This is a genomic window from Caulobacter segnis ATCC 21756 (assembly GCF_000092285.1).
In the GTDB taxonomy this organism is placed as follows: domain Bacteria; phylum Pseudomonadota; class Alphaproteobacteria; order Caulobacterales; family Caulobacteraceae; genus Caulobacter; species Caulobacter segnis.
Map to the genome: position 1 here is coordinate 1,288,879 of NC_014100.1, position 12,727 is coordinate 1,301,605.

12 protein-coding genes are annotated in these 12,727 nt (G+C 66.6%); 4 read left to right on the forward strand and 8 right to left on the reverse strand.

All coding sequences use genetic code 11. The features are described from left to right. Positions 1 to 13: 13 nt before the first annotated feature. Positions 14 to 877: an aldo-keto reductase family protein gene (locus CSEG_RS06045; RefSeq protein ID WP_013078369.1), complete on the reverse strand. Its 864-nt coding sequence runs from the start codon at positions 875 to 877 to the stop codon at positions 14 to 16. Positions 878 to 887: 10 nt separating this feature from the next. Next, positions 888 to 1,124 carry a BolA/IbaG family iron-sulfur metabolism protein gene (locus tag CSEG_RS06050; protein ID WP_013078370.1) on the reverse strand — a complete coding sequence of 79 codons (237 nt, stop codon included), beginning with the start codon at positions 1,122 to 1,124 and terminating at the stop codon, positions 888 to 890. A 174-nt stretch (positions 1,125 to 1,298) separates the two neighbouring features. Between CSEG_RS06050 and CSEG_RS06055 the strand changes: the two genes are divergently transcribed. The 3 genes from CSEG_RS06055 to CSEG_RS06065 all read left to right on the forward strand — a co-directional run bounded on the left by CSEG_RS06055 (position 1,299) and on the right by CSEG_RS06065 (position 5,255). Then, positions 1,299 to 2,183 carry a M20/M25/M40 family metallo-hydrolase gene (locus tag CSEG_RS06055; RefSeq protein WP_407642854.1) on the forward strand — a complete coding sequence of 295 codons (885 nt, stop codon included), beginning with the start codon at positions 1,299 to 1,301 and terminating at the stop codon, positions 2,181 to 2,183. 74 nt (positions 2,184 to 2,257) lie between these two features. Further along, a complete protein-coding gene (locus CSEG_RS06060; protein WP_013078372.1) occupies positions 2,258 to 4,102 on the forward strand; it encodes a PAS domain-containing hybrid sensor histidine kinase/response regulator in 1,845 nt (614 codons plus the stop codon). A 235-nt stretch (positions 4,103 to 4,337) separates the two neighbouring features. Further along, a complete protein-coding gene (locus CSEG_RS06065) occupies positions 4,338 to 5,255 on the forward strand; it encodes a sensor histidine kinase (protein WP_157038973.1) in 918 nt (305 codons plus the stop codon). Positions 5,256 to 5,283: 28 nt separating this feature from the next. On the opposite strand, the gene CSEG_RS06070 is transcribed toward CSEG_RS06065, so the two are convergent. The 3 genes from CSEG_RS06070 to CSEG_RS06080 form a co-directional block, all read right to left on the reverse strand. Further along, positions 5,284 to 5,631 carry a hypothetical protein gene (locus CSEG_RS06070; protein ID WP_013078374.1) on the reverse strand — a complete coding sequence of 116 codons (348 nt, stop codon included), beginning with the start codon at positions 5,629 to 5,631 and terminating at the stop codon, positions 5,284 to 5,286. A 17-nt stretch (positions 5,632 to 5,648) separates the two neighbouring features. After that, positions 5,649 to 7,856: a phosphoribosylformylglycinamidine synthase subunit PurL gene (gene purL / locus CSEG_RS06075; RefSeq protein WP_013078375.1), complete on the reverse strand. Its 2,208-nt coding sequence runs from the start codon at positions 7,854 to 7,856 to the stop codon at positions 5,649 to 5,651. A gap of 65 nt (positions 7,857 to 7,921) precedes the next feature. After that, positions 7,922 to 8,893 carry an endonuclease/exonuclease/phosphatase family protein gene (locus CSEG_RS06080; RefSeq protein ID WP_013078376.1) on the reverse strand — a complete coding sequence of 324 codons (972 nt, stop codon included), beginning with the start codon at positions 8,891 to 8,893 and terminating at the stop codon, positions 7,922 to 7,924. 284 nt (positions 8,894 to 9,177) lie between these two features. Here CSEG_RS06080 and CSEG_RS22835 point away from each other — a divergent pair, with 284 nt between their 5' ends. Next, complete coding sequence (locus CSEG_RS22835) at positions 9,178 to 9,345, forward strand: hypothetical protein (RefSeq protein WP_013078377.1); 168 nt, start codon at positions 9,178 to 9,180, stop codon at positions 9,343 to 9,345. A gap of 59 nt (positions 9,346 to 9,404) precedes the next feature. Here the strand turns inward: CSEG_RS22835 and CSEG_RS06085 are convergent, their stop codons facing one another. From CSEG_RS06085 to CSEG_RS06095, 3 genes are all read right to left on the reverse strand, one after another. Further along, entirely contained in the window at positions 9,405 to 11,336 is a 1,932-nt protein-coding gene (locus CSEG_RS06085; protein WP_013078378.1) for a CocE/NonD family hydrolase, read from the reverse strand. Positions 11,337 to 11,437: 101 nt separating this feature from the next. After that, positions 11,438 to 12,100 (reverse strand): phosphoribosylformylglycinamidine synthase subunit PurQ, encoded by a 663-nt coding sequence (gene purQ, locus CSEG_RS06090; RefSeq protein WP_013078379.1) that lies wholly within the window; start codon positions 12,098 to 12,100, stop codon positions 11,438 to 11,440. A 53-nt stretch (positions 12,101 to 12,153) separates the two neighbouring features. Next, entirely contained in the window at positions 12,154 to 12,639 is a 486-nt protein-coding gene (locus CSEG_RS06095; protein ID WP_013078380.1) for a DUF3291 domain-containing protein, read from the reverse strand. Positions 12,640 to 12,727 lie beyond the last annotated feature (88 nt).

The following is a 12,727-nucleotide window of genomic DNA, read 5'->3' on the forward strand; positions in this document are numbered from 1 at the left end:
TCAAGTGCGACCATCAAGCCCGACTGGCGGCCTTTTCACGTTCCTGAGCCGAAAAGCGGGCTAGCTCGATCTGAGCGCGGACGCCGTCAGGCAGCTCGCGATCGACGACAGACGCCAGCCGCTGGATCTCGGCGGCCCGATCGACGGTGACGCAGACCGAGGTCAGGGCCGGTTCGGTCAGGGCATAGGCGAGGCAGATCTCGTCGCTGCTCCAGCCCGGCGTGTCATCCAGGAAATCATAGCCGCCGATGTCCAGCAGCGGATCGGTGCGTCGCCGCCACAGTGAGGGGCGGGGGAGGGGCCGTCCGCCCTCACGGAGGGCCTGCGGCCAGAAATCCTCGCCAAAGACCGCCAGGCCCTGGCGCTCGGCGTCGCGGAGGCGTTGGCGTTCGGCGAGGCCCGAGGCCAGGTTGAACGGGGTGGCGACGGCGGTCAGCAGGTCGCTGCCCAGCAGAACCGGATCGATCTCGCCGCGTGTGGCGACACCTAGGCCGGGGGCGTCGTCCTTCTGGCGCAGGGCGCGCAGATCGCTCTCCAGGGCCGGAGGCAGGGACGGGCCTTGCGGATCGTTGACCAGGACGAGGTTCGTCCGGTCCAGGCCTAGCGCCGCGAACGCGGCCGTCAGCGTTTGCTCCGGCGCGCCTCGCACCCGCAAGGTGACGAACAGCTCTTGGCGCTCGACGGCGGCGAAAGCCTCTCGGGCGCCTTGCCTCAGTCCATCCATGACGCCGTCGATCTGGATGCTGTTGACGCCGCAGTCCAGCGCCGCGAGCACGAGATCGCGCGCGGCCGGGGCCTCGTGGCCCACGGCGTCGCCCAGGCGCAAGGTCAGCGCCGATATCGCCACGCCCGACTTGCCAAAGGGACGATAGCGCACGCGGGGCGGCCTAGTCGGCGGGGGCGGCGGTTTCGAGGGCCAAGGCGTGCAGGGTTCCGCCCAGCACGTCGGCCAGCGCCCTGTTGACCAACTGGTGCTGGCGCACGCGGGGCAAGCCCTTGAAGGCGGGCGAAACGATCCGCGCCTTCCAATGGTCGTTGTCGCCGGCCAGGTCTGTGAGCACGATCTCGGAATCGGGGAAGGCCGCGGTGAGGCGGGCTTCGAGCTCGGCGTGGGACATGGGCACGGCGGGAACTCCGGTCTGCGAAAGCTTTACTGGGACAGGATGTCTTAAAATCGATCGTACGTCGTCCTGGGCCCCGGGCGAGATTTAATTGAATTCGCCGCGCGGCGCACGGCATGTAAGCGCATGATCAAGCTTTCCCGCGCCCGCTCCGCTCTGCTCGCCGTCGCCATTGCCATGAGCGTTGCGCATCCCGCCTTCGCCGGGCCGGGCGATAAGGCGTTGGAGGACGTCCGCATCCTGTCGGCCGACGACATGCAGGGGCGCGCTCCTGGCACGCCGGGGTCGGAGAAGGCCAGGGCCTATATCCTCTCGCGCTTCGCCCAGCTCGGCCTTACGCCCATCGGCGAGCGGTTCGAGCAGCCGTTCACCTTCGCCAAGCGCGACGGCTCGACCGTCCAGGGCGTGAACCTGATCGCGCGCATCAGGGGTACGGAAGGCGGCAAGGCGATGGTCGTCTCGGCCCACTACGACCACCTCGGCGTCCGCGACGGCGAGATCTACAACGGCGCCGATGACAACGCCTCAGGCGTGGCCGGCCTGCTGGCCGTGGCCGAGGCGTTCAAGGCCCAGCCGCCCAAGCATGATGTGATCTTCGCGGTGGTCGACGCCGAGGAAGGCGGCCTGCGCGGCGCCCGCGCCTTCGCCGCCGCGCCCCCCGTTCCGCTGGAGACGATCGCGCTGAACGTCAATTTCGACATGCTCAGCAAGAACCCGAAGAACGAACTCTACGTCTCCGGGACCGCGCCGTTCCCGTATCTGAAGCCGATCCTGGTCAAGGTGGCGATGACCGCGCCCGTCACCCTGAAGCTGGGTCACGACACCGACGCGGAAGGCAAGGAGAACAACTGGACCAACCAGTCCGACCACTACGCTTTCGCTGAAAAGGGCCTGCCCTGGGTCTATTTCGGCGTCGAGGACCATCCCGAGTATCATAAGCCCGCCGACGACTTCGCCACGGTGCCCCAGGACTTCTTCAAGCGTTCCGTGGCGACCGTGGTCCAAGCGAGCCTGGCGCTGGAACGAGAACTGGATAGCGTCGCCAAGGCGTCCGGGCGCTAGCTTGACCCAAAGCGGGCTGACCTAGGGCGTGAGGTTGAAAATTCTCATTTCTCCCTGAACCGGCGCAGGGCATCGTGGGGTCATACGCAGGGAGGCAGAAGATCAATATCGCCGGCGTGAAGGAGCGTGTGCTCAAGGCCTTGCCGATCGTCGCCATGATCGTTGGCGCAGCGTTGGCGGCCGACTACGTTCTCAACGTTTTGATACGCGGGGCTCCGTCGGATTTCACGCCCGCGACAACCGTGATCATCGCCTCGATCGTGGCCTCGCCTCTGACCTACTGGCTGACCGGCCAACGCCTCCACCTCGAGGAGCTGCGCGACGCGCTTTCCGCCAGCCTTCAAAGCAAGCAAAAGGCGGTCGAGGAAGCCGAGGAAGCCCTCGCCAAGTATCGCGAGGTCGATCGGCTGTACCACCTCCTCGGCGACAACCTGACCGACCACGTCGCCCTTTGGAGTCCGAAGGGCGAGCGGCTCTACAGCTCTCCCAGCATCGAACGGATCTCAGGCTACAGCGCCGAGGAGTTCCTGAACCTGCCGCCGACAGCCATGGTCAGCGGACCGGACTTCAAGCGCGTCCAGAACGTGATACGCGGCCTCACCCCAGGCGGGCCGCCCGCCAGCGTCGACTATGAGTGCTTCCGCAAGGACGGGTCCGTCATGTGGCTGGAGAGCTCCTATTCGCGTTTGGGCGACGGTTCGGGCATCCTGCTGGTGACCTCGCGCGACATCACCGAACGCAAGCGGCTGGAGCTGGATATCGCCAAGGCGCTGGAGTTGGCCGAGGCGGCCTCGGCCGCCAAGTCCGACTTCCTGGCCAACATGACCCACGAGCTGCGCACGCCGCTCACCGCGATCATCGGCTTCGCCGAGGTGCTGCGTCGGTCGGGACGGCTGGACGAGACGGCCGCTCGTCAGGCGGGCCATATTCTCGACGCCAGCAACACCCTGCTCAGCGTCGTCAACGACGTGCTGGACTTCTCGCGCCTGGAGGCGGCCGGCCTGGAGCTGGACCCCGCGCCTTTCGATCCCGCCGCCATGGCCTCGTCCTGCGCCACCCTGGTCGAGGAGCGGGCGGGCGCCAAGGGCCTGGCCGTCGTCGTGGAGACCGCGGAAGCCATCGCGCCGATGAACCTGGACGGCTCCCGCCTGTCGCAGGTTCTGCTGAACTTCCTGTCCAACGCGGTGAAGTTCACCGCCCGCGGCGCGATCACGGTGCGGCTGAGCCAGGTGGTCGAGGGCGATCAGGCGGTGCTGCGCGGCGAGGTGATCGATACCGGCATCGGCATCGCGCCCGAGAACCGCGAGGCGATCTTCGACCGCTTCTCGCAGGCTGACGCGGCCGTTTCGCGACGGTTTGGCGGCACTGGCCTGGGCCTGGCCATCTCGCGCCGCATCATCGAGCATATGGGCGGCCGGATCGGCGTCGACAGCGTCGAGGGCGAGGGCTCCACCTTCTGGTTCGAGGTGCGGGGGCCTGTGGCCGACGCGCCCTCGGCCCCCACCGACATCGTCGAGCCTCTCAACGCGGAGTCCGGAGTCCGGCTGCTGCTGGTCGAGGACAACGCCGTGAACCGCGAACTGGTCCGGGCGATGCTGGAGCCGTTCGGCGTGGTCGTGGAAACCGCCAACGACGGCGTCGCCGGCGTCGAGGCCATGCGGCAAGGCGAGTTCGACCTGGTGCTGATGGACGTTCAGATGCCGGTCAAGGACGGCCTCACCGCCACCCGCGAAATTCGGGCCCTGGAAGGCGCGCGGGGCGCGGCGACGCCGATTATCGCCATGACCGCCAACGTGCTGCCCGAACAGGTCGCCAACTGCCTGGCCGCCGGCATGGACGACCACCTGGGTAAGCCGATCAGCCCGTCGAAGCTCCTGGAGGCGGTGGCGCGTTGGTCGGGCCGAAGTCACGCGGCCTAGTTGCGGGCGTCCCCTGGCGGCGCCATGGATAGACGATCTGGTTTCCAGGGATGCGCTCCTGCTTTTTGCGGAGCCAATTGCTGGGCGAGGCTGGGTGTCATGGTAAAATGCAGGCGCCGAGGCGTCGTGAGATCCACCAGTGCCCAAGAGCATAGATAAGTTCGATTGGGCCCAGACGCCGCTCGGTTCCAAGGAATCTTGGCCGGCGGCGCTCAAAACAACCTACGACATAATCATGGGGACCGATTTCGCGGCTTGCGCGACTTGGGGTCCCGAGCAGACGCTGATCTATAACGCCGCCTATATTCCGTTTCTGGGAGCCCGGCATCCGGAGGCCTTGGGCCGGCCAATTCACGAGGTCTGGTCAGACGTCTGGGACGACATCGCGCCCCTGATCCAAAAAGCCAGGGCGGGCGAGAGAGTCTACATGGAGAACATGCACCTGGTGATGACCAGGAACGGTTCTCCCGAAGACACCTACTGGACCTTCTCCTACAGCCCCTTGCGTGACGGCGATCGGGTCGAGGGCATTATCGACATCGCCATCGAAACGACGGGGCAGGTCGTGCTCGAGCGGGAACGCGCGCTGGTGATGGGCGAGACCACTCACCGGCTGAAGAATACCCTGGCCCTGGTGCAGGCCATCGCCCAGCAGACACTTCGCGACGTCCCGGACCGGGAGCGCGTTCAGGCCTTCGATGACAGGCTCCACGCCCTGGCCAGCGCCCATGACGTGCTTCTGCAACACGAGTGGAACGGCGCGGATCTGCAGGGTCTCGTTGAGACGGCCTTGGGGCGCCTGGTCGACCGCGCCCGGTTTCATGTCGAAGGGCCGCAGTTGGTGGTGAAGGCGCCGATCGCCCAGAACGTCTCGCTGCTGATCCACGAATTGGCCACCAATGCGATCAAGTACGGCGCCCTGACCCGGGCCGACGGCCGTGTGTTGGTCCGCTGGACCCGCGAGGACGGCGCTGTGTTCATGGAATGGCGCGAACGGGGAGGGCCGCCCGCCACCGCGCCCAAGCGCAAGGGTTTCGGATCCCGCCTTGTCGGCTTGGGTCTGACTGGAAATGGCGGCGTCGAAAGGGATTTCGGGCCGGAGGGTCTGACGGTTCGTCTTACGGCCCCGGTCGAGAGCCTGCTGGAGATCTAGTCCAAGGCTGGCAAGAACGCGCCCGTCCTCAGTCCACGCAGATCGCGGCGGTCGCCTTGCCGTTTTCGACCTTGGCGTAGCAACCGAACTGGCGATCGGTCTTCTGGCACTGACCGGTGACGGCGCCTTGCGGCTCGAGATTGCCTTCCAGGATGCAGGCGCCCTGGCACTGGCTCTTGTCGGTGCAGGCCTTGCCGGCGTCGGCATAGGGCGTGACGCAGGTCGGGATTTGCGCCTTGCCGACGGGCTGGATCGTCCCGCCCTTGGCCGAACAGGCGGACGCCAGGGTCTCGGCCGTCGGCGCCGTCGGCTGGGCGGTGGGCGCGCAGCCGGAGAGCAGCAGGGCGGCGAGGGCGGTCAGGGCCAGGGTACGCATACTGTCGATCCTTCCAGTCAGGCCTTGGGCGCGTTCATGTAGCCCGGCAGCCAAGCTTCGTGCGCCGCGCGCAGGGTCGCGAGCGGGATGCTGAACAGGCCTTCAGAGGCGAAGGTCTCGCCGCCGGCGACGCCAGCGACCATGGCGTGGACGCCGGCTTCCTTGGCCGCCTCCAGAACTGCGTCGGCGTCGGGCGTGGCGATCAGGTAGCGAGCCTGGTCTTCACCGAACAGGTACGGATGCGCGTGAGCTTGGCTGGTGGCGTTCAGGGCGACGCCGACCTTGCTGGCCAGGGCCACATCGGCCGCGGCGACCAGCAGGCCGCCGTCCGACAGGTCGTGGACGCCCGCGACCAGGCCCGAGCTGATCAGGCCGCGCACGAAGTCGCCATTCTTGCGCTCGGCGGCCAGGTCGACCGGCGGCGGGGCGCCGTCCTCGCGGCCCAGGATCTCGCGCAGATAGATGGAAGCGCCGAGCTCGCCGTGGGTCTCGCCGATCAGCACCAGCGTGTCGCCCTCGGCCACGTTGCCGAAGCCCGTGCGCAGGTCGTAGTCCTCGAGCAGGCCCACGGCGCCGACGGTCGGGGTTGGCGGAATGGCGACGCCGTTGGTCTCGTTGTAGAGGCTGACGTTGCCCGACACGACCGGGAAGTCCAGCGCGCGGCAGGCCTCGGCCATGCCGTCGGTGGCCCGGACGATCTGGCCCATGGTCTCGGGCTTTTCGGGGCTGCCGAAGTTCAGGTTGTCGGTGATGGCGATCGGCAGGGCGCCGGCGGCCGTCAGGTTGCGCCAAGCCTCGGCGACCGCCTGCTTGCCGCCCTCGTACGGGTCGGCCTGGACGTAGCGCGGAGTGCAGTCGCTGGTGACCGCGATGGCCTTGCCGCTGTCGTGGATGCGCACGATGCCCGCGTCGCAGCCGGTGGCGCTGTCTTCCAGCGTGTCGGCCATGACGTGACGGTCGTACTGCTCCCACAGCCAGCGCTTGGAGGCCATGTCGGGGCAGCCGACGACCTTCAGCACCGCTTGCGTCCAATCGATCGGGGCCGGGATGCTCCCCGGGTCGAGGCGTGGGTCGAGCTTGGGCTGGACCCAGGGACGGTCATACAGCGGCGCATCGTCGAACAACGGGGCCAGCGGCACGTCGCAAACGGTCTCGCCGTGGTGCTTCAGCACCAGCCGGCCGGTGTCCGTCGTGTAGCCGATGACGGCGGCGTCCAGGCCCCATTTCTCGAAGATGGCGTGGCCGTCCTGCTCGCGGCCGGGCTTCAGAACCGCCAGCATGCGCTCCTGGCTTTCCGACAGCATCATCTCGTAGGCGCTCATGCCTTCTTCGCGCTGAGGAACCATGTCCATGTTCAGCTCGATGCCGACGCCGCCCTTGCCGGCCATCTCGACCGACGAGGACGTCAAGCCCGCCGCGCCCATGTCCTGGATGGCGGCGACCGCGCCGGTGGCCATCAGCTCCAGCGTCGCCTCGATCAGCAACTTTTCGGCGAAGGGGTCGCCGACTTGCACGGTCGGACGCTTCTCCTCGGAGTCCTCCGAGAACTCGGCCGAGGACATGGTCGCGCCGTGGATGCCGTCGCGGCCGGTCTTGGAGCCGAAATAGACGACCGCCAGGCCCGGGCCCGGGGCGGCCGAGTAGAAGATGCTGTCGGCCTTGGCCAGGCCCACGCACATGGCGTTGACCAGGATGTTGCCGTTGTAGCCCTTGTGGAAATTGGTCTCGCCCGCGACGGTCGGCACGCCGACGCAGTTGCCGTAGCCGGCGATGCCGGCGACCACGCCGTCGACCAGGCGCTTGGTCTTGGGATGGTCGGGCTCACCGAAGCGCAGGGCGTTCAACAGCGCGATCGGCCGCGCGCCCATCGTGAAGACGTCGCGCATGATGCCGCCCACGCCCGTCGCCGCGCCCTGGTAGGGCTCGATATACGAGGGGTGGTTGTGGCTTTCCATCTTGAAGATGATCGCGTCGCCGTCGCCGATATCGATCACGCCGGCGTTCTCGCCCGGGCCGCAGATCACGCGCGGACCGCTGATCGGGAACTTCTTCAGCTGGTTCTTCGAGGACTTGTACGAGCAGTGCTCGGACCACATCACCGAAAAGACGCCCAGCTCCACCAGGTTGGGCTCGCGGCCCAGACGCTTCAGAACGACGTCGTACTCGGCGGGTTTCAGGCCGAACTCGGCGGCCAATTCGGCCATGGGCTTTTGGGGCGTGCTCATGGACGCGGGGTCTAGCGGATTCCAAGAGCCCTGTCAGCGGCGGAGGTCCCGCAAACCGGGCGCGCCTAGAGGCCAAATTCGACCCACAGCGGATAATGGTCCGAAATCCGCCAGGACAACTCGGTGCGGTTCAGGTCTTTCAGCACCACGCCCTGAAAGTTCACGCCGCCCGCCTGGCGGTACTTCAGCGACAAATAGGGCCTGCCCCTCACGGTCTCGAACCAGGCGATCTGGTCGAAGAAGCTCTTTAGATCGGGGGTGTCCAGCGATGACGACAGGGTCCGCGGCACCTTCAGCAAGCCTGGCGCCGGCGTGAGACCCGTGGACGTGAAGGCTTGCCACAACGGATCTCCGTGGCGGTCGATGTTGAAGTCGCCCATGGCGATCAGGTTGTGGCCGAAGTCGTCCTCCTGTTCGGCCCACTGGCGCAGCCACTTGGCGATGCCGGTCAGTTCGGCGACGCGATCCTGGCTGGCCGCGCCATAGATCACATGCAGCGTGACCAGCACGACAGTCTGTTCGCCGGCCTGAAAGCCGACCGCGTAGGGCGTGCGGACGAACTGACGCTGAAAAGCGTTGGCGGGCGAGGAGAACGGTGTGTCGATGTCCTCGGGCACCACCAGTTCGCAGGCCAGGCCCGAGAGCTTCACCCGCCGCGTGTCGAAGACATAGGCCAGCCTTTCGCCGTTGCCGGGCTGGCCATATGTGACGTCGGTCATGACGAAGCCGTAGTCGGGACCCAACCTCTTCAAGGTGTGGCGCAGGGCGCGAAGATTGGCCTTCACCTCCTGGATCGCGACGATGTCGAACCGAGACAGCACCTCGGCGATTAGCACGCAGGCGTGGAAGTCGCGGCGCGGAGAGTCTCCGGGCTGGCTGGCCCAGGTCTTGGTCAGGTTGCCGAAGGCGCGGATGTTCCACGTGCCGATCAGCAGATTGTCGCCGTCGGTCTTGGGGGGGATTTGCGCCAGCACGGTCGACAGCGCCGATAGGTCGTCCAGAACGACTTGGGGTGGAGGATCGGTGATCTCGGCCATGGCGATCATCCCGCTAGAGTAGAGAAGATGGTCATCCTCTCCGACAGTATTGGCAAGCGTCGTGACAAGTTCGCGACTGGCGGCTTCCCCGGGGTCTCAGAGGTTGGCGGCGCCGGAGCGCGTCATGCTGATCGCCTCTGGTTGCGCCCCCATAGATGGCGTGAATATCCGATATTTCATGAGCTTAGCTGCAATTAAGGCGGCTTGACCGGAGGAACGGGTCGACTCCGGGTTCGTTCTTTTCACGTGCGTCACGAGCGCGCTGTGAACCAAGGAGAAGCCCGATGGCTGACAACGACCGCAATCCGCAGCAGCAGCAGAACGACCAACAACGCCCGGCGCCGGGCCAGCAACAACAGCAAGGCCAGCCGCGCCAGAACGAGCAAGGCCGCAATCCAGGCGGTCAGGCCGACCAGGCAGGTCAAACCGAGGAACGGCGCGACCAGCGCTGACCTCGAAAATCTCTCCGTAGAGGAAAGGCCGGCGGTGATCCGCCGGCCTTTCTTTTTGGCTACTTGGCGTCGACCACCGGCAGCTCGATGAAGCTGGCCGTGTCGCCGGCGTGGAACACCCGCTGCGTCGCCTTCACGTAGTCGCTGGGCTTGGCGAAGAAGATGTTCGGCACGAAGGTCTGCGGGTTGCGATCGTAAAGCGGGAACCAGCTGGACTGGACCTGCACCATGATGCGGTGTCCGGGCTTGAAGGTGTAGTTCGCGGTCGGAAGGATGAACTCGTACTTCAGCGCCTTGTTCGGCGTCAGCGCCTTGGGTTGGCTGAAGCTCTCGCGATAGCGGCCGCGGAAGATGGTCATGCTCACCGGCAGCTCGTAGCCGCCTAGTTCGGTCTGGCTGGGAACCTCGTCCGGATAGATGTCGATCAGTTTCACCACCCAGTCGCTGTCCGTGCCGCTGGTCGAGGCGAACAGGTTCACCTTCGGCACGCCGGCGATCTTCAGCGGCTCTTTCAGCGGCTCGGTGACGTAGGTCACGACGTCGGTGCGGCTTTCGGCGTGGCGCTGATCGGTGACCAGCCAGGCCTTCCAGCGGTCGCCGTCGGCGAACTGGACGGGGCGCTGCACATAGGGCACCGGCTTGGCCGGATCCGAGACATACTCGTCATAGGCCGCCGCGCCCTTCGTGGCCGCGGGCGCGGTGAAGGACAGGCCGCCGTTGGCGCCGAGATAGAGGTTCTTGGTCGTCTTGGCGTCCGTGCCGCCTTGCGGCCAGCTGGCGTAGCGGTTCCACTTGTTCTGGCCGGGGTCATAGATCAGGACCGGCGGGGTGTCGGCCTTGGCGGCGTCCTTCAGGTGCTGGTCGAAGAAGGGTTTCAGCACGTCGCGGCGGAACTGCAGCGCGGTGTCGCCGTCCCACTTGAACGGACCCAGGTTGTAGCCGTCGTAGTTCACCTGGCTGTGCCGCCACGGGCCCAGCACCAGGTAGTTCATGTCGTTGTTCTTGTCCTTGGACTCCAGCGCCGGGTACGAGTGAACCGCGCCCCAGATGTCCTCCTGGTCCCACAGGCCCTGGATCCACATGGTCGGCACCTTCAGCGGCGTCTTCTCCATGGTCTTGTCCAGCGCCTGCTCGCTCCAGAAGCTGTCATAGGCCGTGTGGGCGAACAGCTTCTGGGCCCAGGGCAGCTTGTCCAGGCCGTGGTTCTTGGCGTAGTCGCCGGCCGAGCCCTCGCGCAGGAAGTTGGAATAGTCGTCATAGCCCTGGCGCTGGACGCCTTCGCCCGCGCCGCGCACGGTCGTCTGGCGAGCGAAGTAGTCGAAGTTGATCTGGCGGAAGGCGCCGTACTGGAACCAGTCGTCGCCCATCCAGCCGTCGACCATCGGGCTCATGGGCGCGGCGGCCTTCAGGGCCGGGTGCGGATTGACCAGCGCCATCACGACGGTGAAGCCCTCGTAGGAGCTGCCCAGCATCCCGACCTTGCCGTTGGTCTCGGGCACGTTCTTCACCAGCCAGTCGATGGTGTCGTAGGCGTCGGTGGAGTGGTCGACCTCGGAGCTGTTCAGCGGCCCCTTCAGCGGGCGCGTCATCACGTACTCGCCCTCCGAGCCGTACTTGCCCCGGATGTCCTGGAAGACGCGGATATAGCCGCCGTCGGCCACGAACGGCTCGTCGCCCTGCGGCATGGCCGCGACCATGCGTGGGCTGTCGGCGCGGGCGGCGCGCTTGGCGGCGTTGTAGGGGGTGCGGGTCAGCATGATGGGCAGGTTCTTGCCGCCCTTGGGCACGACGATGACGGTGTAGAGCTTGGTCCCGTCGCGCATCGGCACCATCACGACGCGCTTGTCGTAGTCGTAATTGACCTTGGTCTGGACGTACTTGCCGTCGATGTCCGGCGTCATCGCCGTGATCTGGGCGTGCGCGGCGACGGCGAACACGGAAGCGGCCGCGGCGGCGAGCAAGCCGGCGCGCAAGGCGGAAACGAAACGCATGATGGGCCCTCCTACAGAGAGCGGCACCTTAGGACCGGGATTGGCGGGCTGCTACACTGTAACAGCGTCCCGGAGCCCATTTTTGTCCGAGAGCAGAGCGCCTAGGCGCTCTGGAAGATGCTGCGGAACAGCACCGCGCCGTCCTCCGAGCCGAGGTCGGCGTCGAAGGCGCGATCGGGGTGGGGCATCAGGCCCAGGACGTTGCCCTTGGCGTTGACGATGCCGGCGATGTCGCGGGCCGAGCCGTTGGGGTTTTCCTTGTAGCGGAACACCACCTGGCCTTCGCCTTCGATCCGGTCGAGGGTCTCCTCGTCGGCGAAGTAGTTGCCCTCGCCGTTGCCGACCGTCATCACCGCCTGGCGCTGTTCGCCGTAGCCGGCGGTGAAGCGGGTCTGGCCGTTGACGATATCGAGCTCGACGGGCTTGCAGACGTACTTCAGGCCGGCGTTGCGCAGCAGGGCGCCGGGCAGCAGGCCCACTTCGGTCAGCACCTGGAAGCCGTTGCAGATGCCCACGACCGCCACGCCCTTGTCGGCGGCGGCGACGACTTCCTTCATGACGGGGCTCAGCGCCGCCATGGCGCCGCAGCGCAGATAATCGCCGTAGGAGAAGCCGCCGGGCAGCACGATCAGGTCCAGGTCGTCCGGCAGCGCCGTCTCCTGGTGCCAGACCATTTCGACACGCGCCCCAGCGGAGCGCTCGATGGCGACCTTGCAGTCACGATCGCAGTTCGAACCCGGAAAAACGACGACGGCGGCTTTCATGGCGCGGGCCTGTAGCACCGTTCGGGCGGAATGTCAGTCACGTCGGACGGATATTACGCGCACTGATCCAATTCCGGCGCCACCGCCTCGCCGCTCGGGGGCGGGAAGGGCGACTTGAAGGTGAATGCGGCCGGCGTCGGGCCGTGGGCTTCCAGGTGGGCGAGCTTTTCCAGCGCCTCCTCGACGGTCGGCGTGTGGCCGGCCGGAACCCACCACAGCGTCATGTAGAGGTCCATGTGCTCGAACCACTCGCGGCGGCGGCGCATGATCTCGATGTGGCCGCTGCGATAGACGAAGGCGCCAAGGGACGGGATGTCGGTCCAGACCGAGAGGTTCGGGATGAACAGCGGGTCGTCGCCGATCGCCAGGTCCGTGGCGTTGTCGCCGTCGCCTTTCAGCCGCCAGACAAAACCGGGCGAGCCCTCGGCCAGGGCGTTGATGCGGTCGAGGTTGTCGGCGAAGTCCTTGATCATCGGATGATCGATCGGCGCCTTCAGGCGGCCGACATTGACCTGGGCCAGGTGGAACGTCTCGCTCATGAGGGTCTCCCTTCCGCTCGACGCCGAACATTGTGCTGCGAAGCTTCGAGCGGAAGGGGGCGCGGCGCGAGACCCGCCTTAAACTTTC